This window comes from Paraburkholderia caffeinilytica (assembly GCF_003368325.1).
Taxonomy (GTDB): Bacteria; Pseudomonadota; Gammaproteobacteria; order Burkholderiales; family Burkholderiaceae; genus Paraburkholderia; species Paraburkholderia caffeinilytica.
In genome coordinates, this window is the sequence record NZ_CP031467.1 from 985,053 (window position 1) to 1,008,060 (window position 23,008).

Below are 23,008 nucleotides of genomic sequence, written 5' to 3' on the forward strand. Positions count from 1 at the left end.
CTCCGTTGTTTTGCGCGGCGGCTTAGCCGAAGCGGCCAGTGATGTAGTCCTCGGTTTCCTTGCGGACCGGTTTGATGAAGATCTTTTCGGTGTCGCCGAATTCGATCAGTTCACCGAGGTACATGTAGGCAGTGTAGTCCGAACAGCGCGCGGCCTGTTGCATGTTGTGCGTCACGATCACAACCGTGTAATCGCTCTTCAGTTCGGCGATCAGTTCTTCGATGCGGCCCGTGGAAATCGGGTCGAGCGCGGAACACGGTTCGTCGAGCAGCAGCACTTCGGGACGGATCGCGATACCGCGTGCGATACACAGGCGCTGCTGCTGGCCGCCGGACAAACCGTAGCCGCTCTGGCCCAATTTATCCTTTACCTCGTTCCACAGCGCGGCCTTGGTCAGCGCCCATTCCACGCGGTCGTCCATTTCCGAACGCGGCAGCGTTTCGAACATCTTCACGCCGAACGCGATGTTGTCGTAGATCGACATCGGAAACGGCGTCGGCTTCTGGAACACCATGCCGATCCGCGCGCGCAGCAGCGAAATATCGCGCTTGGAGGTCAGCAGGTTTTCGCCGTCCATCAGAATCTCGCCTTCGGCGCGTTGCTCCGGATAGAGCGCGTACATCTTGTTGAGCGTGCGCAGCAAGGTGGACTTGCCGCAACCCGACGGGCCGATGAAGGCGGTCACCTTGCCTTCGGGAATCCGCAGATTGATGTTCTTCAGCGCGTGATACTTGCCGTAGAAGAAGTTCAGGTCGTTGATCTCGATCTTCGGACGCGACTGGGCTTGCGCCTGGCCGCTTTGGGCGGGATCGAAACCGGCGGGCGCCGTCGGACGCGTGCCCGGATTGAGTTGAGTTTCTGCCATATTCATCGGATTACACTCCGCCCTTACTTATTCGAAAAGATCGTGCGCGCGAGGATGTTCAATCCCAGCACCGCGAGCGTGATCAGGAAGACGCCGGCCCACGCGAGCGATTGCCACTGCGCAAACGGGCTCATCGCGAACTTGTAGATCGTGACCGGCAGGTTCGCGACCGGCTGGTCCATGTTCAACGAGAAGAACTGGTTCGACAACGCCGTGAACAGCAGCGGCGCCGTTTCACCGGCAATGCGTGCAACGCCGAGCAGCACACCCGTGACGATGCCGGCGATCGACGCCTTCAGCGTGATCGACAGTATCATCTTCCACTTCGGCGTGCCGAGTGCGAAAGCGGCTTCGCGCAGCGCATTCGGCACCAGCTTCAGCATGTTCTCGGTGGTGCGGATCACGATCGGAATCTGCAGCAGCGCGAGCGCGAACACGCCGGCCCACCCGCTGAAGTGGCCCATTTTCGCCACGACGAGCGCGTAGACGAACAGACCCACCACGATCGACGGCGCCGACAACAGAATGTCGTTGATGAACCGCGTGACACTCGCAAGCCAGCCCTTCTGACCGTACTCGGCGAGATAGACGCCCGCCAGAATACCGATTGGCGTGCCGACGAACGTTGCGAGCGCAACCAGCATCACGCTGCCGACGATCGCGTTGGCGAGACCGCCGCCATCGGTGTTTGGCGCCGGCGTGGATTGCGTGAACAATTCGACCGACAGGCCGCCGATGCCGAGACGCAGCGTCGTATAAAGAATCCACACCAGCCACAGCAGACCGAACGCCATCGCCGCGAGCGACAGCGTCAGCGCAACCGCATTCTTCGCGCGGCGGCGGCCTTGCAGGCGCACGCGCATTGCTTCGAGCGCGGCGGCGTCGTTCGAACCCGGCATATTCAAGGTGGGCTGGCTCATTTCGCGCCCTCCCCTTTTTCGAGGCGAAGCAACATGATCTTCGAAATCGCCAGCACGATGAAAGTAATCACAAACAGGATCAAGCCGAGTTCCATCAGCGCCGACGTATGCAGGCCCGGATCCGCTTCCGCGAATTCGTTGGCGAGCGCCGAGGTAATGCTGTTGCCCGGCGAAAACAGCGAGACGTTGTCGAGCAGATTGGTGTTGCCGATCACGAAGGTCACCGCCATCGTCTCGCCGAGTGCGCGGCCGAGACCGAGCATCACGCCGCCGATCACACCGCTCTTGGTGAAGGGCAGCACGATCTTCCACATCACTTCCCACGTCGTGCAGCCGATGCCGTACGCCGATTCCTTCAGCAGCACCGGCGTGACTTCGAACACGTCGCGCATCACCGAAGCGATATACGGAATGATCATGATCGCGAGAATCACGCCCGCGCAGAGAATGCCGATGCCGATCGGCGCACCCTTAAACAACGCGCCGACGATGGGAATGCCGCTGAGGAGCGCGCCGAGCGGCTTTTCGAACCACGTCGCGAAGATCGGCGCGAACACCAGCAAACCCCACATGCCGTAGACGATCGACGGAATCGCGGCGAGCAGTTCGATGGCGACGCCGAGCGGACGGCGCAGCCACGCGGGCGCGAGTTCGGTCAGGAAAAGCGCGATGCCGAAGCTGACGGGCACCGCGATGATGAGTGCAATGAGCGAGGTCGCGATCGTGCCGTAAATGGGCACCAGGGCGCCGAATTGCTTGCTAGGTGGATCCCAGTCGGCGGTCCATAGAAACGCGAGGCCGAATTGCTTGATCGACGGCATGGAGGCGACGATCAGCGAAACGATGATGCCGCCGAGCAGCAACAGCGTGACGACGGCGGAGAGACGGGCAAGGCCGCCGAATATAACGTCGCCGGCGCGGCTGGGCGCTTTCTGCTGCGACGTGCTGCCGGGCGGCGTCGATCTCGCCGCGCCAGGCGCTAATTGGATATCGGACATGAGAGCCTGATGGACCTGTTTCCAGTTGCCGCACGACACCTGTCGCGCGGCTGACAATGCTGGGCTAACGCCGGAGTAACGCCATTGGCCGTCCTCGAATGAGGACGGCCAATGTATTGCTGGAGACCTACTGCATGCTGCTTCGCTTAGTTACGTAGCTTATTCAGCGATCGGCTTGCCCGCAGCGTCCTTCACCTTCGACTTCCACTGCGTGCGGATTTCCGACACAACCGACTCCGGCAGCGAGATGTAGTCCAGATCGTTTGCAGCCTGCGAGCCGTTCTTGAACGCCCAGTCGAAGAACTTCAGCGTTTCCGTGCCTTGCGCCGGCTTGTCCTGCGCCGTGTGCAGCAGCACGAACGTTGCGCCGACGATCGGCCATGCGTTCTTGCCCGGCTCGTTCGTCAGGATCTGGTAGAACGACTTCGACCAGTCCGCGCCCGCTGCCGCTGCCTTGAACGTTTCCGTCTTCGGCTCGACCACCGTGCCCGACGAATTCTTCAGGCCGACGTAGACCATCTTGTTCTGCTTCGCGTACGCCCATTCCACGTAGCCGATTGCGCCCGGCAGACGTTGCACGAAGGCGGCGACGCCGTCGTTGCCCTTGCCGCCCGTACCCGTCGGCCAGTTGACCGTCGAACCCTCACCGACCTTCGACTTCCAGTCTGCGTTGACCTTCGACAGGTAGTTCGTCCAGATGAAGCTGGTGCCCGAACCGTCGGCGCGGCGAACCACGGCGATGTCGGTATCCGGCAACTTGGCCTTCGGGTTCAGTGCAACGATCGCCGGATCGTTCCACTTCTTGATCTTGCCCAGGTAGATGTCGCCGAGCACTTCGCCCGACAGCGTCAGTTCACCCGGCGTCACGCCCGGCACGTTGACGACCGGCACCACGCCGCCGACCACCGTCGGGAACTGGAACAGGCCTTCCTTCGCGAGGTCTTCGTCCTTCAGCGGAGCGTCCGAACCGGCGAAGTCCACAGTCTTCGCGACGATCTGCTTCACGCCACCCGACGAACCGATACCTTGATAATTGACCTTGCCGCCACCCGACTTCTGGTACGCGTCAGCCCACTTCGTGTAAATCGGTGCTGCGAAGGTGCTGCCCGCGCCGGTGATGTCTGCGGCTTGCGCTGCGATCGCGAAAAGCGCGCCAGCGACGCCAGCGAACACGGTTTGCATCAATTTCATGAGACCTCCAAGGGTGTGAGCGGTGTGAGCAAATAACACGAACACCGCGAAGCTTAGGGTCTCTTTATGACAGTAACGTGACTAACCGTGAAACGGATGTGACAGTGGGATTACGAAGGTGAAAGGCGCCCGCGCGGACAAATTGGCGGTTTAGCGGCGTTGCAGGCGTCGCTCTACAGATTAGGCGAAAAAAATGGGACGCGAACGTTTGCGTAGGGGTGCGGGTCGCTGAAGCAACGGTACTGGGGCCGACGCCGCCCAGAGTCCGACACGATGGAGGCGCGGGACGGCCTCGTTCCGAGCCGTCCCGCCTCGCCACCGTCGAGGCATGCGCAGCCTAGGCCGTAGCCCGCTTCACCGCTTCGGCGATCGTTTCGGCATGGTGAACCGCGTCGTTGACTTTTTCCGCTTCCACCATCACGCGTAGAACGGGCTCGGTGCCCGAGGCCCGAATCAGCACACGGCCGCGGCCGTTCAGCGCTTCCTCGGCCTTGCTGATGGCGCGGCGGATCGCGTCGCTGCCCTTCCAGTCCGCGCCCGGCTGCATCCGCACGTTGATCAGCTTCTGCGGGAACAGCGTCACGCCGCGCAGCAACTCGGCGAGCGTTTTGTCGCTGCGCTTCATCGCGGCCAGCACCAGCAGGGCCGACACGATGCCGTCGCCGGTCGAATGGCGGTCAAGGGAGAGAATATGGCCGGACCCTTCTGCCCCTAGTTGCCAGCCGTGCTCGCGCAACTGCTCGAGCACGTAGCGGTCGCCCACCGCGGCGCGGACGAATTTCACGCCGGCTTCCTGCAACGCGACTTCGACCGCCATGTTGGTCATCAAGGTACCGACCGCGCCTTCCACTTTGCCGTCGGTCGCCATCCGGTCCTTGACCAGCACGTACAGCAGTTCGTCGCCGTTATACAGGCGGCCTGCCGCGTCCACGACCTGTAGCCGGTCGGCGTCGCCGTCCAGTGCGATGCCGAGGTCCGCGTGGTTGGCGCGCACCGCGCGCACCAGCGCGTCCGGAGCGGTCGCGCCGACGCCGTCATTGATGTTGAAACCGTTCGGCGCGACGCCGATCGGAATCACATCGGCGCCGAGTTCGTGGAACACGTGCGGCGCGACGTCGTACGCCGCGCCGTGCGCACAGTCGACCACCAGCTTCAGGCCGCGCAAGTCGAACGCTGCCGGGAAAGTGCTCTTGCAGAACTCGATGTAGCGGCCGGCTGCGTCGTCGAGGCGCCGCGCCTTGCCGAGTTGCTCGGAAGCCGCGCACGCGAGCGGCAGGTCGAGTTGCTCTTCGATCTGCAGTTCCACTTCGTCGGGCAGCTTGTTGCCGTCGGCGGAGAAAAATTTGATGCCGTTGTCGTAGTAGGGGTTGTGCGAGGCGCTGATCACGACGCCTGCGGCGAGCCGCAGCGCGCGCGTCAGATAGGCGATGCCCGGGGTCGGCATCGGCCCGGCCAGCATGACGTCGACGCCTGCCGCGGAAAAACCCGCTTCGAGCGCGGCTTCGAGCATATAGCCCGACACGCGTGTGTCCTTACCGATCAGCACAGTAGGCCGTGCGCCCGTCTTCGCCCAGCGGTCCGCACCGGCGAGCACCTTGCCGGCAGCGTAGCCAAGCCGCAATACAAATTCCGGCGTAATCGGCCCTTCGCCGACCTTGCCCCGAATCCCATCCGTTCCGAAATAACGACGTGCCATGTTTTATGTTCCTCCTTGGCTTGTGGGCTCAACCACGCACGCGGCTGTAGTTCGCCGCGTCACGCATGGCTGCCCATACTTTCAATGCATCGACTGTTTGCGCGACGTCGTGCACGCGCAGAATGGCCGCACCGCGCCCGGCGGCACACACCGCTGCGGCGACGCTGCCCGCGACGCGCTCCGGCGCCGGGCGTCCGACGATCGCGCCGACCATCGACTTGCGCGACATGCCGGCGAGAATGGGGTACGGCGGCTCGGCCTGCGGCGCCGTGTCCGGCAGATGCGCGAGCAGTGCGTAATTGTGTTCGACCACCGCCTTGCCGAAACCAAATCCCGGGTCCACGCTAATGCGCGCACGGGCGATGCCCGCCTGCCTCAGGGTTGTCACCCGTTCTTCGAGAAACTGCCGAACCTCGCTCACCACGTCGCCATAGACGGGCTCGCCGAGCTGCATGGTCTGCGGCTCGCCGAGCATGTGCATCACGCACAGACCACATTCGCTGTCGCGTACGGCGTCGACCGCACCGGGCATCCGGAAACCCCAGATGTCGTTGATCAGGTCGGCGCCCGCGGCCAGTGCGTGACGCATCACTTCCGGCTTGTACGTATCGACCGACAGCGGAACGTTCGCGCCGCGCAGTTGTTCGACCAGCGGGATCACCCGCTCCAGTTCTTCGTCGAGCGGCACGGGCGGCGCACCCGGACGCGTCGACTCGCCGCCGATGTCGATGATGTCCGCGCCGTCGAGCAGCATGCGCTCGGCCTGGCGCAGCGCATCGCCGTGCATCGCGTACAGACCGCCATCGGAAAACGAATCGGGTGTGACGTTCAGGATGCCCATGATCAACGGGCGGTCAAAGGTCAGCTTGAAGCGGCCGCACTGGAGCGGTTCGGGGATGGGAAGAGAAGGAAATTCGACTTTCGACACGTAGCGGTCAATCACATAAAACGAATAAATGCAAAACGGGCCGGTGTGAAACACACCGGCCCGCACTTTCTACTGGTCGCCTATCAGGCCGGCGCGGTCGCGCTGCCCGGCTTGACCTCGGTGCCCGGGCTGCCGCCTGACGAGGCGTCGCTTGCCGACGGCGGCGAGCTCTTCGGCGAACGCGGCGGACGGCCTGCCATGATGTCGTTGATCTGATCGGCGTCGATCGTTTCCCACTCCATCAGTGCGGCGGTCATCGCTTCGACCTTGTCGCGGTTCTCGTCCAGCAGGCGCTTGGCGAGCGTGTACTGCTCGTCCAGCACGCGGCGGATTTCCGCGTCGACCTTCTGTTGCGTCGCTTCCGAAATGGTGCGCGTGAAGCCCCGGCCAAACGGCGTTGCGTCGTTTTCGTCGTCGACGTAGACCATCGGTCCGAGCGCGTCCGTCATGCCGAAGCGAGCCACCATGGCGCGGGCCGTGGCCGTTGCCTTGTTGAAGTCGTCCGACGCGCCGGTGCTGATCAGGTTCAGGAACAGCTCTTCCGCAACACGGCCACCGAACAGGATCGCGAGGCGGTCCAGCAGGTAGTCCTTCGAATACGTTTCGTTGTCATGCTCCGGCAACTGCCACGTCACGCCCAGCGCACGGCCGCGCGGGATGATCGTGACCTTGTGCACCGGATCGGCCTTCGGCAGCAGCTTGGCAATCACCGCGTGACCCGATTCGTGATACGCCGTGGCACGCTTCGATTCTTCGCGAATCACGGCCGACTTGCGCTCCGGACCCATGAAGATCTTGTCTTTCGCGTCTTCGAAGTCCGTCATTTCGACGATACGCTTGCCGCGGCGCGCCGCGAACAAGGCCGCTTCGTTGACCAGGTTCGCCAGATCGGCGCCCGAGAAGCCCGGCGTGCCGCGCGCGATCACCGCTGCGTCGACGTCGTTCGAGATCGGCACCTTGCGCAGGTGAACCTTCATGATGTGTTCGCGGCCGCGGATGTCCGGCAGACCGACGTACACCTGACGGTCGAAACGGCCCGGACGCAGCAGCGCCTTGTCGAGCACGTCCGAACGGTTCGTTGCGGCGATTACGATCACGCCGGAATTCGCTTCGAAGCCGTCCATCTCGACCAGCATCTGGTTCAAGGTCTGTTCGCGCTCGTCGTTGCCACCGCCCATGCCGGCGCCACGATGACGGCCGACCGCGTCGATTTCGTCGATGAACACGATACACGGCGCATGCTTCTTGGCCTGCTCGAACATGTCGCGCACGCGAGCCGCGCCGACACCCACGAACATTTCCACGAAGTCCGAACCCGAGATGCTGAAGAACGGCACCTTCGCTTCACCGGCGATTGCGCGCGCCAGCAACGTCTTACCGGTTCCCGGCGGGCCGACCAGCAGCACGCCGCGCGGAATGCGCCCGCCCAGCTTCTGGAATTTCTGCGGGTCGCGCAGGAAGTCGACCAGTTCCGAGACTTCTTCCTTGGCTTCGTCGCAACCGGCGACGTCGGTGAAATTGATTGCGTTATTGTTTTCGTCGATCAGACGCGCACGGGATTTACCGAACGAGAACGCACCGCCTTTCCCGCCTCCCTGCATCTGTCGCATCATGTAAAACCAGAAGCCGATGATCAGGATCGTCGGTCCGAGGTAGTACAGCGCGGACACCAGCGCATTCGGTTCGTCATCAGCCTTGCCGCTCACCTGAACGCCATACTTCATCAGATCGCCGACCATCCAGATGTCGCCGGGCGACACGATCTGGTACTTCTGGCCGTCTGCTGGAGTGACCGTGAGGTTCCGCCCCTGGACAATGACGTTCTTGACTTTGCCGTTCTTCGCGTCGTCCATGAACTGCGAATAGGAAACGCCTTCCTGGACACGGGGCTTGTCGAACTGCTTGAACACCGTAAACAGCACCAGTGCGATAACCAGCCACACTGCTGCTTTCGAAAACATATTGTTGTTCAAAGCACCACTCCTTCACTTAGACGGGCGCCTACATTTGCCTTGCGGCACCACGAAAGCATTCTAATCCAGTCCGCAGACCCCTGCCATAAGGTTTCACTACCACACAAATAGCGCAGCGTGCCATCGCAACGCCAATTTCCAGTGTGTCAGCACATTATCGGCAGATGCGGAACCTTCCTGCAGCACATCTATGCGGACCGCTTCAGATGCTTACCCAAAATAAACGTTTCTGACGATTTGTCCCGCGAGGCTTTCGGCTTGCGGGCCGCCACCACCTTGAACTGGCGCTTGAACTTTTCGACAATCTGGCTGTAACCGCTGCCATGAAAACATTTGACTAAAAGGGCGCCATCCGGCTTCAGGTGGTTTTGTGCGAATTCCAACGCGATATCGCACAGATGCTCGATTCGCGCGGCATCCGCCACCGCCACTCCCGACAGGTTGGGCGCCATATCCGAAATTACAAGATCAACCTGGCGCTCTCCAACCAATTCTTCCAACTGGTGGAGAACCGAGTCCTCGCGGAAGTCGCCCTGAATGAAATGCACGTCGGCGATCGGCTCCATCGGCAGGATGTCCAGCGCGATGATCGTGCCGTCGATGCCGCCCTCGCGCTCGGCGTCGCGCTGTGTGCCCTTGGCCAGCTTGTTACGGGCGTATTGGCTCCAGCTGCCAGGCGTGGAGCCGAGGTCGACGATCACCTGGCCCGGCCGGATGAGCTTGTCCAGCTCGTCGATTTCCTTCAGCTTGTAGGCAGCGCGGGCGCGGTAACCCTCCCGCTGCGCCATTTTTACGTACGGGTCGTTGATGTGATCATGCAACCACGCCGTGTTGAACTTGTTTTTTGCCATTAAAGGTGAACTCTTGCTGCGAAATGTGGCGCTTTAGGGGATAATACGCGGTTAATTCGCGCGGCCACCGCCAAAACTGGCAGTCATCCGCGATTCTGTTGTTCTGACGCGCCGCCCTGCGCTATTGGCCGAATCTCTCGGAAATGCAGGTGCCGCCATTTTAGTCGAGTCTCCCACTTTCCATGCCAGCCCTTAAAGTCTCTTCCGACCAACGCGCCGAGTTGCGCTCCCAGGCACATGCGCTCAAACCGGTCGTGCTCGTCGGCGCCGAAGGCTTGACCGACGCTGTGCTGTCGGAAATCAAGGTCCACCTTGGCGCGCATCAACTGATCAAGATCCGCGTGTTCGGCGACGAACGCGAGGAGCGCATTGCCATCTACGAACAGATCTGCGACACGCTGAACGCCGCGCCGATCCAGCATATCGGCAAGCTGCTGGTGATCTGGAAGCCGGAAGCAGCTGTGCAGCCGGCGGCCAAGGCCAAGCGCGGCGCCCTGCCGAGCGCCCGCGAGGCCGCTGTCGAAGCCAAACCGGGTAAAGGCCGTGCACCACGCGTAGTCACGGTGGTGAAGCCCAGCGAAATCCCGATGCGCAAGCCGAAGGCAAAGGCGGTCGTGGTGCGCGGCAATGAACGCGTCACGCAAGGCGGCAATATCAAGCGCGCCAAGAAGCGCCAGGCTAGCGCGAAGCGCGCGTATCAGTCGTCGAAGTAAGCCAACGATGAGGGTGCGGGCAGTGTCCGCACCTTGGGAGAACTGCTCAGGCTGGCTGGTTGAGGCTGGTCCGGCGGATTGAGGCGGGTTGAGGCTGCTTGGGTCGCGCCGCTCGGGTAACGCGGCTCGTGTAGCACTACAGGCAAACCCCGCTCAAGCAGGCCGAAGCCTTGCCACTCAACTGACTACTTTCCCCGCAGTGCTGCGAGCACCCTGCTCAGCGGTCAAGACGCCGACGCTCGCCGGCAGCTTCCACACCAGCGCCACACCCAGCAGGCTTTCGATCAGATAAAACAGGCTCGACACGCCGTGCAGAATGCCGAAGCGCGTCGCATACGCCGAATGCCCGACATCACTCCCCGCTTCCAGCGCGGCTATGCGCATGGCATTCATGAACGGCTGCAACGCAAAGTAGCCCACCAGCACGCACACCAGCATACCGGCGATCAACCAGCGCAAACGACGATAAGCGTCGCTGCCGCGGCGAACCAGCAGGTTCGCCAGACCCAGCAGCAAAATGCCGCACACCGCCCCCAGCACGCCCTCAATGCGAAACAGTTGCGCCGCCACGGCGCCCGCCGTCATGCGATCAAGCGAGGTGAACAACACCGGCGCGACGGCATAGCCGATGGTCAACAGACTACCGACCCACACCACAGTCAGCAGACGGAACAGTCGATGCGGCATCAAGGACACCGGAGCCGCCTTCAAACGTAGCTGACTGCGATGATTTCGTACTCGCGCACGCCGCCCGGCGCCTGCACCGATGCAACGTCGCCTTCCGACTTGCCGATCAACGCACGCGCAATCGGCGAGCTGATCGAGATCAGACCGTGGTCGATGTCCGCTTCGTCGTCGCCGACGATCTGATATTTCACGGGCGCGCCCGAATCCAGGTCTTCCAGTTCCACCGTCGCGCCGAACACCACGCGGCCATCCGCTTCCACCGCCGCCGGGTCGATCACCTGCGCACCGGCCAGCTTCGATTCGATTTCGGCAATACGGCCTTCGATGAAGCCCTGCTTTTCTTTCGCCGCGTCGTATTCCGCGTTCTCCGACAGATCGCCCTGGGCACGCGCTTCCGCGATCGAATTGATCACCGAGGGACGCTCAACCGATTTCAGGCGCTGCAATTCATCGCGCAACATTTCCGCGCCGCGCTTCGTCAATGGAACAGTGCTCATAAACAACTCTATGCAAAAAACAGCCGTAAAAAAAATCACCGCGGTTAAGTGCATTCCGTGGGGCTGACGCTCCGGGTAAAACCCGGACCACAGCACCTGCGGAACGCCGCTTAACCGCGGCACTTACATCTTGGACAGGTATTCGAAGCCTTAGTTTAGGCGAGCGTGGAGGCCTTGTAAATCATAGACTTCCAGGTTCTTCAAATAGCGCAAACCTTCAACTGCAGCCCGCGCGCCGGACATCGTCGTGTAGTACGTGACCTTGTTCGCCTGTGCGCTCATGCGGATGGAACGCGAGTCGGCGATCGCGGCACGGGTTTCGTCGACGGTGGTGAAGACCAGCGCGATTTCGCCGTTCTTGATCATGTCGACGATGTGCGGACGGCCGTCCTTCACCTTGTTGACGACCTTGACCGGTACGCCCGCCGCTTCGATCGCGGCAGCCGTGCCCTTGGTCGCGACGATCGGGTAGCCGAGTTCGTGCAGCATGCGCGCGACTTCGACGGCCTTCGGCTTGTCGGCGTCCATCACGGTCAGCAGCACCGTGCCCGACTCCGGCAGACGCGAACCCGCCGCGAGTTGCGACTTGAACAGCGCTTCGCCGAACGTCTGACCGACGCCCATCACTTCACCGGTGGAGCGCATTTCCGGTCCGAGCACCGGGTCGACTGCCGGGAACTTGACGAACGGGAACACGGCTTCCTTCACGCTGAAGTAAGGCGGATCGATTTCCTTCGTCACGCCTTGCTGCGCGAGCGTCTGGCCGACCATCGCACGCGCGGCGATCTTGGCGAGCGGCAGGCTGGTCGCCTTCGAGACATACGGCACGGTACGCGAGGCACGCGGGTTCACTTCGAGCACGTAGATCACGTCCTCTTTCGAACCATCCGCCTTCGGCACCTGCTGGATCGCGAACTGCACGTTCATCAGGCCGACCACATTCAGCGCCTTGGCCATTGCGCCGGTCTGGCGCTTCAGTTCGGCAATGGTTTCTTTCGACAGCGAGTACGGCGGCAGCGAGCAAGCCGAGTCGCCCGAGTGCACGCCTGCCTGCTCGATGTGCTCCATCACGCCGCCGATGAACACACCCTCGCCATCGGAGATGCAATCCACGTCGCATTCGATCGCGTCGTTCAGGAAGCGGTCGAGCAGCACCGGCGAATCGTTCGACACCTTCACGGCCTCGCGCATGTAGCGCTCGAGGTCACGCGGCTCGTGGACGATTTCCATCGCGCGACCACCCAGCACGTACGAAGGACGCACCACCAGCGGATAGCCGATTTCCTCGGCGAGCTTGAGCGCTTCGTCTTCGGCACGCGCGGTGCGGTTCGGCGGCTGGCGCAGGCCGAGGTCCTGCAGCAGCTTCTGGAAACGCTCGCGGTCTTCCGCGGCGTCGATCATGTCCGGCGACGTGCCGACGATCGGCACACCGTTCGCTTCGAGATCGAGTGCGAGCTTCAGCGGCGTTTGACCGCCGTATTGCACGATCACGCCGACCGGCTTTTCCTTGTCGACGATTTCGAGCACGTCTTCGAGCGTCAGCGATTCGAAGTACAGACGATCGGACGTGTCGTAGTCGGTCGAAACGGTTTCAGGGTTGCAGTTGACCATGATCGTTTCGTAGCCGTCTTCGCGCATGGCGAGCGCGGCGTGCACGCAGCAGTAGTCGAACTCGATACCCTGGCCGATCCGGTTCGGGCCGCCGCCCAGCACCATGATCTTCTTGTTGTTCGTGGGGTTCGCTTCGCACTCTTCCTCATAGGTCGAGTACATGTAGGCGGTTTTCGTGGCGAACTCGGCCGCGCACGTGTCGACGCGCTTGTACACGGGGCGCACGTTCAACTCGATACGGCGCTGACGCACCTCGGCCGGCTTCGCGCCGAGCAGCTTCGCCAAGCGGCGGTCCGAGAAACCGCTTTGCTTCAGATACTTGAGTTCTTCCTTCGACAGGCTCGCCAGCGTACGGCCCGCCAGCGCCTTTTCCTTCAGGATGATCTGTTCGATCTGCGCGAGGAACCACGGGTCGATCGAGGTCTCCTCGAAGATCTCTTCGGCCGTCATGCCGACACGGAATGCGTCGCCGACATACCAGATGCGATCCGGGCCGGCTTCGCCGATCTCGCGGATGATCTCGTCGCGGTTGGCGGTCTTTTCGTCCAGACCGTCGACGCCGACTTCGAGACCGCGCAACGCCTTCTGGAACGATTCCTGGAAGGTGCGGCCAATCGCCATCACTTCGCCGACCGACTTCATCTGCGTAGTCAGGCGCGCATCGGCTTCGCGGAATTTCTCGAACGCGAAACGCGGAATCTTGGTGACGACGTAGTCGATCGTCGGTTCGAACGAGGCCGGGGTCTGGCCGCCGGTGATTTCGTTCTTCAACTCGTCGAGCGTGTAGCCGACGGCCAGCTTCGCCGCGACCTTGGCGATCGGGAAGCCGGTGGCCTTCGACGCCAATGCCGACGAACGCGACACGCGCGGATTCATTTCGATCACGATCATCCGGCCGTCTTTCGGGTTGATCGAGAACTGCACGTTCGAGCCGCCCGTGTCCACACCGATCTCGCGCAGCACGGCGAGCGAAGCGTTACGCAGGATCTGGTATTCCTTGTCGGTCAGCGTTTGCGCCGGTGCGACGGTGATCGAGTCGCCCGTGTGGATGCCCATCGGGTCCAGGTTTTCGATCGAGCAGACGATGATGCAGTTGTCCTTCTTGTCGCGGACCACTTCCATCTCGTACTCTTTCCAGCCGAGCAGCGATTCTTCGATCAGCAGCTCGCGCGTGGGCGACAGGTCGAGACCGCGCTTGCAGATCTCTTCGAATTCGTCGCGGTTGTACGCGATGCCGCCGCCCGAGCCGCCCAGCGTGAACGACGGACGGATCACGACCGGATAGCCGCCGCTGCCCGTTTCGCCTGCGATCCTGGCCTGCACCTGCAGCGCTTCTTCCATGGAATGCGCGGTGCCCGACTTGGCCGAACCGAGGCCGATCTTGGTCATCGCGTCTTTGAACTTCTGGCGGTCTTCCGCCTTGTCGATCGCTTCCGGCGAGGCGCCGATCAGCTCGACCTTGTACTTGTCCAGCACGCCGTGCGCGTGGAGATCCAGCGCGCAGTTCAATGCGGTCTGGCCGCCCATCGTCGGCAGGATCGCGTCCGGGCGCTCCTTGGCGATGATGCGCTCCACCACTTCCCACGTGATCGGCTCGATGTAGGTCACGTCGGCCGTGTTCGGGTCGGTCATGATCGTCGCCGGATTGCTGTTGACGAGAATGACCTTGTAGCCTTCCTCACGCAGCGCCTTGCATGCCTGTGCGCCCGAGTAGTCGAACTCGCACGCCTGGCCGATGATGATCGGACCCGCGCCGATGATGAGGATGCTCTTGATGTCTGTCCGCTTGGGCATAACGCTCTCGCTAATGTATTCCTGAATTCTTTCCGTCGGCGCGCGTCGTTACTGCGTTGCGCGCGCTCTGCTTTGCTCTGTTCCGTGCGGCTCGTCCTGCATGCGCCGAGGGCGCTGATCGCGTGGCGAGCCGCGCGCCGCCGGGCCGCTCCAAGGCAGGCCCACGGCGCCGAGCCGCTGTGCCAGCCTTACGCCGCCGCGCTTTTGCCGGCCTTCTTCGTATCCATCAACGCGGTGAAGCGGTCGAACAGATAAGCGATGTCGTGCGGACCAGGCGACGCTTCCGGGTGGCCCTGGAAGCAGAACGCCGGCTTGTCGGTCAGCGCGAAACCCTGCAGCGTGCCGTCGAACAACGAGATGTGCGTGACCTTGGCATTGGCCGGCAGCGTGTCGGCGTCGACCGCGAAGCCGTGGTTCTGCGACGTGATCACCACGCGGCCGTCGCCCAGATCCTTCACCGGATGGTTCGCGCCGTGATGGCCGGTCTTCATCTTCATGGTCTTCGCGCCGACGGCGAGGCCCATGATCTGGTGGCCAAGGCAGATGCCGAAGGTCGGAATGCCGCGCTCGATCAGTTCTTTGGTGGCGCGAATCGCGTAGTCGCACGGTTCCGGATCGCCGGGACCGTTCGACAGGAAAATGCCGTCCGGGTCGAGCGCCAGCGCGTCGGCCGCGGAAGCCTCTGCCGGCAGCACCGTGACGTGGCAGCCGCGCTCAGCCAGCATGCGCAGAATGTTGTACTTCACGCCGTAGTCGAACGCGACCACGCGGTACTTCGGCGCGTTCTGCGTGCCGTAGCCGGTGCCCAGACGCCATTCGGTCTGGGTCCATTCGTAGCGCTCCTTCGTCGACACGACCTTCGCGAGGTCCATGCCCGACAAACCCGGGAACGAACGCGCGAGTTCGATTGCCTTCGCTTCGTCATCCGAACCGGCGAGAATCGCGCCGTTCTGCGCACCCTTGTCGCGCAGCACGCGAGTCAGCATGCGGGTGTCGAGACCGGCGATGGCGACCACGCCTTCGTCCTTCAGGTATTGCGGGAGCGTGCGCTCCAGACGGAAATTCGACGCGAGAACCGGCAGGTCGCGGATGATCAGGCCGGCGGCATGGACTTTCGTGGCTTCGACGTCTTCGGCATTCACGCCGACGTTGCCGATGTGCGGATACGTGAGGGTCACGATCTGGCGCGCGTAGCTCGGGTCGGTCAGGATTTCCTGATAGCCGGTGATAGCGGTGTTGAACACGACTTCGCCGATCGTATGCCCGGGGGCGCCGATCGAGTAACCACGAAAGACCGTGCCGTCGGCGAGTGCGAGCAAAGCGGGAGAAAATGACGGCAACACGGGAGACTCCTTGGGGAACACCCTGTTGCCGACCTGTCTATCCGACTGCGAGCCGCAGCGAAACGCATCGGCAGGATGCGCGCGCAGACTCGCTCGCGTACTGCCGATGACGTCGCAAGGGGCGCGATGAGTCCATTGTGTGGACGGATCGGCTGGGGTGCGGAGCGTCAAAAGCGCGCGGCGGATGAACGGTATGGGAGAGGTAGGCGCTAGGGTGCGGGTTGATAAGCTCAAACCTTGAAATTATAGCGTGAAACTACCCTTCCCTCCAAATCCGAGATGAGAAGCCGACCTGGCCGAGCACGCGCCAAAACCGCTTGAAGCCTTGCGGCACAAGGCTCAGAAGTCGCCAGACATAATTTGCATGGGACAGAATCGGGATAGAGCCGGTAAATATGACGCCGCCCGGCAAACCCTGTGCGACGGCCTTAAATTTGCTGTTCGCCGTGCAGGTGCGCCGGCTGAAGCCGTGTGCCGCTGGGCAATACGTACCAGATCGCGCTCAGCACTTGCAGCACCATCAGAATGCCCCAGGCGCTCAGATGGGCGGCAGCCGGATAATGTCCGCCACTGGCCGGCCAGTGCGACAGCACTGCCCCGACGCCGATCTGGAAGCCAAAAATCAGCAGAAAGATAATCAGCGTCAGCGTCGTATTCACCCGGCCGATCATCTGCGCCGGGAAGTGCCGCGCCATCACCGCATAGCTGAGAATCCCAGTACCGCCGAAGATCCCGTACGCCGCCCACAGCAGGCTCGCGGGCAGCGGCGCATTGAACATGATCAGCAGCTGGGTGACGACGAACAGCGCCATGCCGATGCCGCAAAACACATGCAGCGAGACGCCGCGCCGCTCCAGGCCGCGTGCCGCCGCACCGAAGCTCACGCAGCCGGCCATCATCGCGAAGCCGAGAATCGACACCAGCGCAGCGGCTTCACGCGGCGCGAAGCCCTGCACGTCGCGCAACCAGGCGCCGACCCACAACGACTGCATCGCATAGAACACGCCTTGTGTCACGACCGAAAACGAGGCGATCTTCCAGAACGCCGCGCTCCTCAAGATATGCAACGTGCCCTTGAACTGGGCACCGAGACTGGCCTGGCGATGGGTTTCCTCCGCGTCCGGCACGAGGGTCCACTGCGCCACGGCCACCAGGACCGTCAGCAGGCCCAAACCGACGCAAACCCCGCGCCAACTGACGAAGCTCAGCACCCACGTGAGCGGCGAACCGACCATCACGCCACCGAAACCGCCGATCGCCATCACCAGCCCGTTCATCAGCGGCAGCCGCGCCGACGGGAAATGCTGCGCCAGCGCCTTGAAGGCGGCGCCGAGACACACGGACACGCCGACGCCGATCAGCAGGCGCCCGGCCATCATCGCGCCCACGCTGTGCGCCGCACCAAACACCCAGATTCCCAGCGCGGCACATAGCAAGGTGAGTGCCGTCACCCGGCGTGCGCCAAAGTGATCGAGCAATACGCCAGCCGGAATCTGCGCGCCCGCGAAGCCGAGAAAATACAGACTGGTCAGCAAGCCGAGATCCGTGGCCGACAAGCCGAGGTCATGCGTGATGAAGGGCGCAAAGCCCAGATTGACGCCACGAAACACGTACGAAACGAAATAACCGGCGGAAAACAGGAGAAAAACGCGCAACTGGGTCGACGACATGAGCGTTGAGATGAGCGGCCGGCACGGCCCGAGCACGAACGATAAATGAAATGCGCGATATTCGCCCGAATTGATCTGCAGAATGAAAAACGCCGTCACCCTAAGGTGACGGCGTCGGAATAACACGGTGCGTGATCGGAGCGCAATTCATGCGCTGCCCCCGCAACGCATGTGGTCACTACCGTGGAGCCGCTTTTTGGTCTACTTACCCTTCTTCGCGTTGGCCGCGGTCTTCTGGCGGCTATCTGCCGCAGCCTTCGACGCCTTGCTGGACGTGGAAGCCGACACTTTCGCCACCTTGCCCTTGCTGACGGCGGACGCTGTCGGCTTGCTCGCTTTACCCACCGGCTCAGACACCTTTACCACGGCGGAGTGACCACGACCCTTCTTCTTATCGTAGCGCGAATCGTTCTTCGTGTCTGCGACGCGGGTGCCGATCTTCTCGACGCCGCCACCCTGCACGTCGGTCGCGATGCGCTCCGGACCCGGTTCGCTCGGCATTGCCTTGCCGACCGGCACGTGCAGCACGATTACCTGGCCACGCGAAACCTGATCGCGATGCGTGCGATTCCATGCTTTCAACTGACCGATCGAGACGCCGTAACGCACTGCGATGGCGGCCATGGACTGATTTCGACGCACGCGGATCAGCATCTTGCGGGTGTCGGGAACGTCGGGCTCCATGGCGAGCACGGCGCTTTCGGCAACGTCGGCGCTGATGTCTTCGTCGTCGTCCGAGGCACGCGGCACCACGATCGTCGAGCCCGGTTTCAAACGCATGCCCGCCGGAATCTTGTTCACTTCCATCAGTGTGTCCGCGTCGACGCCGATCTTTTGCGCGATCGCCGCCGGCGCCGAACGCTCCGTGACCGTGTACGTGGTCCAGGACGACAGCGAACCGGAATAGGTTTTCAGATTGCGTTCGAAGGCGCTGGCGTTGTCGAACGGCAGCAGGATCTGCGGCTGCGTGGTGCCGAGAATCACCGGCTTCCTGAACGATGGATTCAGCGAGCGGAATTCGTCCAGCGACAGGTTCGCGAGTTTCGCGGCCATATCCACGTCGATGTCGTGCGAGGTCGTGACCGTCACGAAATACGGATGGTTCGGAATCGACGGCAGCGTGAGCCCGTACATCTGCGGGTTCGTCACGATGTTCTTCACCGCTTGCAGCTTGGGCACGTAGTTGCGCGTCTCGTTCGGCATGCGCAGGCTGAGATAGTCGGTAGGCAGCCCCGCCGCTTCGTTGCGCGCGATCGCGCGCTGCACGTTACCCTCGCCCCAGTTGTAGGCGGCGAGCGCCAGTTGCCAGTCGCCGAACATGTCATGCAGACGCGAGAGGTAGTCGAGCGCGGCGCTGGTCGAGGCCAGCACGTCGCGGCGCTCGTCCTGCCACATGTTCTGCTTGAGGTTGTAGGTGCGGCCCGTGCCCGGCATGAACTGCCACATGCCGGCCGCCTTCGCCACCGACAAGGCCTGCGGGCTGTACGCGGACTCGATGAACGGCAGCAAGGCGAGCTCGGTCGGCATATGGCGCGCCTCGAGCTCTTCGACGATGTGGTACAGGTACTTCTGCGAGCGCTCGGTCATGCGCTGAACGTAGTCCGGGCGTTGCGCATACCAGTTGACCTGCATATCGACCAGGTCGGTCTGCAGATCCGGCATCTGGAAACCACGGCGAATGCGGCCCCACAGGTCGGCGTCAGCGCTCGTCAGTTGAGTGACCGAGCCTTGGTCGACGTTGATCGTCTCTTTGGCGGTGGCTGTCTTGCGAAGGGCGTCGGCTACGGCTTCCTGACTGGCGGGGTTTGTTGCGGTGGTGGAACTATTCGTCGCAGGTCCCTGACTCGCGCAAGCGGCGAGTGTCAGGACCAACAACGCACTAAAGATAAATCGCATGAACGTCTCGGCTTCCACAAGGGCTGGAATTTGCAGCCGATAGTACGAAACGGCAACGTTTACGTCAATCGGAAATTACGAAAAATATCAAGGAAATCTTGGGCTTGGCGAATTTTTTCGATTCTTCGCTTGAGGAATCCCCTGATGCCGCACAGGTCAACGGAAACGGTTTTTCCACTCCCGCATCAGCGTAAATGCTGCTAAACGATCGGACACTTTTTCGTGTAACTGCTCCTGCAGGGTGGCTCGAATCTCCGGACTGTCGGCGCGCAAAAATGGATTCACGGCACGTTCATGAGCGATGGTGGTGGGCAGCGTCGGCACATGGCGCGCACGCAACCCGCTCGCCGTATCACGCCAGGCTTGCAGTTCGGCGTTGCCCGGCTCGCAGGCGAGCGCGAAGCGGATGTTCGACAACGTGTACTCGTGCGCGCAATGCACCTCAGTCGCGCCGGGCAGCGCGGCCAACGAATCCAGCGACGCCAGCATCTGTGTGGGCGTGCCCTCGAACAAGCGGCCGCAGCCGCATGCGAACAACGTGTCGCCACAAAACACGTGCGGCGTGCCGCGCGGGTCGGCCGCCTGAAAATAGGCAATATGACCGCTCGTATGACCGGGCACGTCGAGCACGCTGAACTCGAGCGCGGGTGCTGCAATCGTCACGTGATCGCCGTTTTTGAGACGATGGGTGAGATGCTGGATCGCCTCACCGGCGGGGCCGTACACGGGAACGGCCTGGCCGTTCAGCAGATCGGCCACCCCACCGACATGGTCTTGGTGATGGTGCGTGAGTAAAATAGCGCTCAGCCGCCAACCCCGTTTCGCGAGATACGCGCGCACGGGGGCGGCCTCACCCGGATCGACGACCACCGCGTGATGCCCGTCGGAAACGACCCAGATGTAGTTGTCTTCAAACGCCGGGACCGGAACGTACTCGAGCGCATTCATAGGCGAAGCATTCTCTGATATGACTGATCGATCGATTATAGACTGGCCTGCCTGGACCGATTCGCCACCCGGCCGCTACGTACTCGAGTGGGAACAGACCCAGCTCGATCGCGTGGTGTCCGACGTGTTCGGTTACCATGCGCTGCAGCTCGGCCTGCCGCAGCTCGACGCCTTGCGCGAAAACCGCATGCCGTGCCGCGGACTCGTGCTCGACGCAGCAAGCGGCGCGAGCGCGCCCTACACTTTTCCGCGCGACCTGGGGCGCGCGGGGAATGGCTCGGGCAAAGGCATGGGCAACGGCGCCGTGCAAGGTTTGCCGGCGGGTCTGCCCGCGCCCGCCGGGCGCAGCGCAGTCTGGTGCGATCTGCTCGACTTGCCGTTCGAAGCGCAAAGCGTCGACCTGATCGTAATGCCGCATACACTGGAATTCACGAGCGACCCGCACCGGCTGCTGCGCGAAGCCGAGCGCGTGCTGATGCCCGAAGGCCAGTTGATCATTCTCGGCTTCAATTCGCTGTCGCTGTGGGGCGCGCGCCAATCGGTCGGCAAGATGACCGGCCGGCCGTTCGTGCCCGCGGCAGTCGACCTGATCGCCTTCACCCGCCTGAAAGACTGGATCAAATTGCTGGGTTTCGACCTTGAACGCGGGCGCTTCGGCTGCTATCGTCCGCCGCTCGGCAGCGAGCAATGGCTGTCCCGCTATGGCTTCATGGAGGCCGCCGGCGACCGCTGGTGGCCGATTTTCGGCGCCACCTACATGATCAAGGCGATCAAGCGCGTGCGTGGCATGCGCCTCGTCGGCCCGCTGAAAGTGAAGAAACCCGTCCTCGCCGCGGGCCTCGCGCCCGCCGCCACTCCGAACACACGCAACCACACTCAATGACTTCCGACATCATCAATATTTATACCGACGGCGCCTGCAAGGGCAACCCCGGCCGCGGCGGCTGGGGCGCGCTGCTGCGCTTCGGCGACCAGGAAAAAGAATTGTTCGGCGGTGAACCCAACACCACCAACAACCGCATGGAACTGATGGGCGTGATTGCCGCGCTCGAGGCGCTCAAGCGCCCCTGCAAGGCCGTGGTGCACACCGACTCGCAGTACGTGCAGAAAGGCATCAGCGAATGGATTCACGGCTGGAAGAAAAAAGGCTGGATCACCGCCGCGAAGCAACCGGTGAAGAACGCCGATCTCTGGAAACGGCTCGATGCGCTCGTCGCGCAGCACGAGATCGAATGGCGCTGGGTGCGCGGTCACAACGGCCATCCGGAAAACGAACGCGCGGATCAACTGGCCAATCGCGGTGTCGCATCGCTCGCGGAAATGTGATGCGTGCCGTAATGCGCGCGCCCTTCTTTTTTGCTGATTTTCTTAGAGCAGGCTAATCCGACATGCGTCAACTCATCCTCGATACCGAAACCACCGGCCTGAATGCACGAACCGGCGACCGGATCCTCGAACTCGGTTGCGTCGAAATGGTGAACCGCCGGCTCACGGGCAACAACCTGCATTTCTACATCAATCCGGAACGCGACAGCGACCCGGGCGCACTGGCGGTTCACGGGCTGACCACCGAGTTCCTGAGCGACAAGCCGAAGTTCGCCGAGATCGCCGATCAATTTCGCGACTTCATTCAGGACGCGGAACTGATCATTCACAACGCGCCGTTCGACATCGGCTTTCTCGATGCCGAATTTGCATTGCTGGGTTTGCCGCCGGTGAAAACCTACTGCGGCGAGATCATCGATACGCTCGCGCGCGCCAAGCAGATGTTCCCGGGAAAACGCAATTCGCTCGACGCGCTGTGCGACCGCTTCGGCATCAGCAACGCACACCGCACCTTGCACGGCGCACTGCTCGACTCGGAACTGCTTGCCGAGGTCTATCTGGCGATGACGCGCGGCCAGGAAAGCCTCGTCATCGACATGCTCGGCGATTCGCACGGTGGCGGCGATACGCACGCACCGCGCATCGCGATCGATTCGCTGAATCTGGTCGTGATCGCCGCAAGCGACGATGAACTCGCCGAACATCAGGCCGTGCTCGACGGTCTCGACAAAGCGGTCAAAGGCACGAGTGTGTGGCGCCTCGAACCGGCTCCGGCCCCGGATGAGCAAACTACTTAAAAAATACTGGACGAGTCGAGAAATCCCTGACATAATTCGGCTCTCTTCGGGTGGTTAGCTCAGCGGTAGAGCACTGCCTTCACACGGCAGGGGTCACAGGTTCAATCCCTGTACCACCCACCAGATTCGCTGGTTTCCGAAGAACCGCAAAAGAAAGCCCTCGAACGAAAGTCGAGGGCTTTTTTGTTTGTGCTTCTTTCTGCTGGATTGCGTTTGATTCTGTTTGGCATGCGCACGCCGGGTTTGATCACGTGCACGCCCGTTGAAACTCATCCGAGCCTGCTCTTACTCGAAGTCAACACCG

The 23,008-nt window shown here is 62.3% G+C and carries 19 protein-coding genes and 1 tRNA gene; 5 read left to right on the forward strand and 15 right to left on the reverse strand.

What is annotated here, in order from left to right; genetic code table 11:
• Positions 1 to 22: 22 nt before the first annotated feature.
• From pstB to DSC91_RS20370, 8 genes are all read right to left on the reverse strand, one after another.
• Positions 23 to 871, reverse strand: a complete 849-nt coding sequence (gene pstB / locus DSC91_RS20330; RefSeq protein WP_054036269.1) for a phosphate ABC transporter ATP-binding protein PstB — start codon at positions 869 to 871, stop codon at positions 23 to 25.
• 17 nt (positions 872 to 888) lie between these two features.
• Complete coding sequence (gene pstA / locus DSC91_RS20335) at positions 889 to 1,785, reverse strand: phosphate ABC transporter permease PstA (protein ID WP_115780591.1); 897 nt, start codon at positions 1,783 to 1,785, stop codon at positions 889 to 891.
• Positions 1,782 to 2,783, reverse strand: coding sequence for a phosphate ABC transporter permease PstC (pstC, locus tag DSC91_RS20340; RefSeq protein ID WP_115780592.1), 1,002 nt, complete (start codon positions 2,781 to 2,783; stop codon positions 1,782 to 1,784). The genes pstA and pstC overlap by 4 nt, the downstream gene beginning before the upstream one ends.
• Positions 2,784 to 2,942: 159 nt before the next feature.
• Positions 2,943 to 3,974 (reverse strand): phosphate ABC transporter substrate-binding protein PstS, encoded by a 1,032-nt coding sequence (gene pstS / locus DSC91_RS20345; protein WP_115780593.1) that lies wholly within the window; start codon positions 3,972 to 3,974, stop codon positions 2,943 to 2,945.
• 337 nt (positions 3,975 to 4,311) lie between these two features.
• Complete coding sequence (glmM, locus tag DSC91_RS20355; protein ID WP_115780594.1) at positions 4,312 to 5,670, reverse strand: phosphoglucosamine mutase; 1,359 nt, start codon at positions 5,668 to 5,670, stop codon at positions 4,312 to 4,314.
• Positions 5,671 to 5,698: 28 nt separating this feature from the next.
• Positions 5,699 to 6,598 (reverse strand): dihydropteroate synthase, encoded by a 900-nt coding sequence (gene folP / locus DSC91_RS20360; RefSeq protein WP_115783377.1) that lies wholly within the window; start codon positions 6,596 to 6,598, stop codon positions 5,699 to 5,701.
• A gap of 83 nt (positions 6,599 to 6,681) precedes the next feature.
• A complete protein-coding gene (gene ftsH, locus DSC91_RS20365; protein WP_115780595.1) occupies positions 6,682 to 8,571 on the reverse strand; it encodes an ATP-dependent zinc metalloprotease FtsH in 1,890 nt (629 codons plus the stop codon).
• Positions 8,572 to 8,759: 188 nt separating this feature from the next.
• A complete protein-coding gene (locus DSC91_RS20370; protein WP_115780596.1) occupies positions 8,760 to 9,422 on the reverse strand; it encodes an RlmE family RNA methyltransferase in 663 nt (220 codons plus the stop codon).
• 182 nt (positions 9,423 to 9,604) lie between these two features.
• Here DSC91_RS20370 and DSC91_RS20375 point away from each other — a divergent pair, with 182 nt between their 5' ends.
• A complete protein-coding gene (locus DSC91_RS20375) occupies positions 9,605 to 10,135 on the forward strand; it encodes a YhbY family RNA-binding protein (RefSeq protein WP_115780597.1) in 531 nt (176 codons plus the stop codon).
• A 177-nt stretch (positions 10,136 to 10,312) separates the two neighbouring features.
• On the opposite strand, the gene DSC91_RS20380 is transcribed toward DSC91_RS20375, so the two are convergent.
• The 7 genes from DSC91_RS20380 to gloB all read right to left on the reverse strand — a co-directional run bounded on the left by DSC91_RS20380 (position 10,313) and on the right by gloB (position 20,581).
• A complete protein-coding gene (locus tag DSC91_RS20380; RefSeq protein WP_115780598.1) occupies positions 10,313 to 10,822 on the reverse strand; it encodes a DUF4149 domain-containing protein in 510 nt (169 codons plus the stop codon).
• Between the two features lie 20 nt (positions 10,823 to 10,842).
• A complete protein-coding gene (gene greA, locus DSC91_RS20385) occupies positions 10,843 to 11,319 on the reverse strand; it encodes a transcription elongation factor GreA (protein WP_115780599.1) in 477 nt (158 codons plus the stop codon).
• Positions 11,320 to 11,469: 150 nt separating this feature from the next.
• On the reverse strand, positions 11,470 to 14,724 hold the full coding sequence (carB, locus tag DSC91_RS20390) for a carbamoyl-phosphate synthase large subunit (protein ID WP_115780600.1): 3,255 nt from the start codon (positions 14,722 to 14,724) through the stop codon (positions 11,470 to 11,472).
• 188 nt (positions 14,725 to 14,912) lie between these two features.
• Positions 14,913 to 16,067 carry a glutamine-hydrolyzing carbamoyl-phosphate synthase small subunit gene (gene carA, locus DSC91_RS20395; RefSeq protein ID WP_115780601.1) on the reverse strand — a complete coding sequence of 385 codons (1,155 nt, stop codon included), beginning with the start codon at positions 16,065 to 16,067 and terminating at the stop codon, positions 14,913 to 14,915.
• 428 nt (positions 16,068 to 16,495) lie between these two features.
• Positions 16,496 to 17,737 (reverse strand): MFS transporter, encoded by a 1,242-nt coding sequence (locus DSC91_RS20400; protein ID WP_115783384.1) that lies wholly within the window; start codon positions 17,735 to 17,737, stop codon positions 16,496 to 16,498.
• Between the two features lie 201 nt (positions 17,738 to 17,938).
• Positions 17,939 to 19,633 carry a transglycosylase SLT domain-containing protein gene (locus DSC91_RS20405; RefSeq protein WP_115780602.1) on the reverse strand — a complete coding sequence of 565 codons (1,695 nt, stop codon included), beginning with the start codon at positions 19,631 to 19,633 and terminating at the stop codon, positions 17,939 to 17,941.
• Between the two features lie 156 nt (positions 19,634 to 19,789).
• Positions 19,790 to 20,581, reverse strand: a complete 792-nt coding sequence (gene gloB / locus DSC91_RS20410) for a hydroxyacylglutathione hydrolase (RefSeq protein WP_115780603.1) — start codon at positions 20,579 to 20,581, stop codon at positions 19,790 to 19,792.
• A 19-nt stretch (positions 20,582 to 20,600) separates the two neighbouring features.
• Here gloB and DSC91_RS20415 point away from each other — a divergent pair, with 19 nt between their 5' ends.
• The 4 genes from DSC91_RS20415 (at position 20,601) to DSC91_RS20430 (ending at position 22,827) form a co-directional block, all read left to right on the forward strand.
• A complete protein-coding gene (locus tag DSC91_RS20415; protein WP_115780604.1) occupies positions 20,601 to 21,464 on the forward strand; it encodes a class I SAM-dependent methyltransferase in 864 nt (287 codons plus the stop codon).
• Entirely contained in the window at positions 21,461 to 21,907 is a 447-nt protein-coding gene (gene rnhA / locus DSC91_RS20420; RefSeq protein WP_115780605.1) for a ribonuclease HI, read from the forward strand. The genes DSC91_RS20415 and rnhA overlap by 4 nt, the downstream gene beginning before the upstream one ends.
• Before the next feature lie 62 nt (positions 21,908 to 21,969).
• Positions 21,970 to 22,704: a DNA polymerase III subunit epsilon gene (gene dnaQ / locus DSC91_RS20425; protein ID WP_115780606.1), complete on the forward strand. Its 735-nt coding sequence runs from the start codon at positions 21,970 to 21,972 to the stop codon at positions 22,702 to 22,704.
• Between the two features lie 48 nt (positions 22,705 to 22,752).
• Positions 22,753 to 22,827, forward strand: a tRNA-Val gene (locus tag DSC91_RS20430).
• Positions 22,828 to 23,008 lie beyond the last annotated feature (181 nt).

Excerpts from the sequence above, each read along its gene's own strand:
- pstB (WP_054036269.1), bottom strand. The coding sequence starts at position 871 with ATGAATATGGCAGAAACTCAACTCAATCCGGGCACGCGTCCGACGGCG.
- pstA (WP_115780591.1), bottom strand. The coding sequence starts at position 1,785 with ATGAGCCAGCCCACCTTGAATATGCCGGGTTCGAACGACGCCGCCGCG.
- pstC (WP_115780592.1), bottom strand. The coding sequence starts at position 2,783 with ATGTCCGATATCCAATTAGCGCCTGGCGCGGCGAGATCGACGCCGCCC.
- pstS (WP_115780593.1), bottom strand. The coding sequence starts at position 3,974 with ATGAAATTGATGCAAACCGTGTTCGCTGGCGTCGCTGGCGCGCTTTTC.
- glmM (WP_115780594.1), bottom strand. The coding sequence starts at position 5,670 with ATGGCACGTCGTTATTTCGGAACGGATGGGATTCGGGGCAAGGTCGGC.
- DSC91_RS20370 (WP_115780596.1), bottom strand. The coding sequence starts at position 9,422 with ATGGCAAAAAACAAGTTCAACACGGCGTGGTTGCATGATCACATCAAC.
- DSC91_RS20375 (WP_115780597.1), top strand. The coding sequence starts at position 9,605 with ATGCCAGCCCTTAAAGTCTCTTCCGACCAACGCGCCGAGTTGCGCTCC.
- DSC91_RS20380 (WP_115780598.1), bottom strand. The coding sequence starts at position 10,822 with ATGCCGCATCGACTGTTCCGTCTGCTGACTGTGGTGTGGGTCGGTAGT.
- greA (WP_115780599.1), bottom strand. The coding sequence starts at position 11,319 with ATGAGCACTGTTCCATTGACGAAGCGCGGCGCGGAAATGTTGCGCGAT.
- carB (WP_115780600.1), bottom strand. The coding sequence starts at position 14,724 with ATGCCCAAGCGGACAGACATCAAGAGCATCCTCATCATCGGCGCGGGT.
- DSC91_RS20400 (WP_115783384.1), bottom strand. The coding sequence starts at position 17,737 with ATGTCGTCGACCCAGTTGCGCGTTTTTCTCCTGTTTTCCGCCGGTTAT.
- DSC91_RS20405 (WP_115780602.1), bottom strand. The coding sequence starts at position 19,633 with ATGCGATTTATCTTTAGTGCGTTGTTGGTCCTGACACTCGCCGCTTGC.
- gloB (WP_115780603.1), bottom strand. The coding sequence starts at position 20,581 with ATGAATGCGCTCGAGTACGTTCCGGTCCCGGCGTTTGAAGACAACTAC.
- DSC91_RS20415 (WP_115780604.1), top strand. The coding sequence starts at position 20,601 with ATGACTGATCGATCGATTATAGACTGGCCTGCCTGGACCGATTCGCCA.
- rnhA (WP_115780605.1), top strand. The coding sequence starts at position 21,461 with ATGACTTCCGACATCATCAATATTTATACCGACGGCGCCTGCAAGGGC.
- dnaQ (WP_115780606.1), top strand. The coding sequence starts at position 21,970 with ATGCGTCAACTCATCCTCGATACCGAAACCACCGGCCTGAATGCACGA.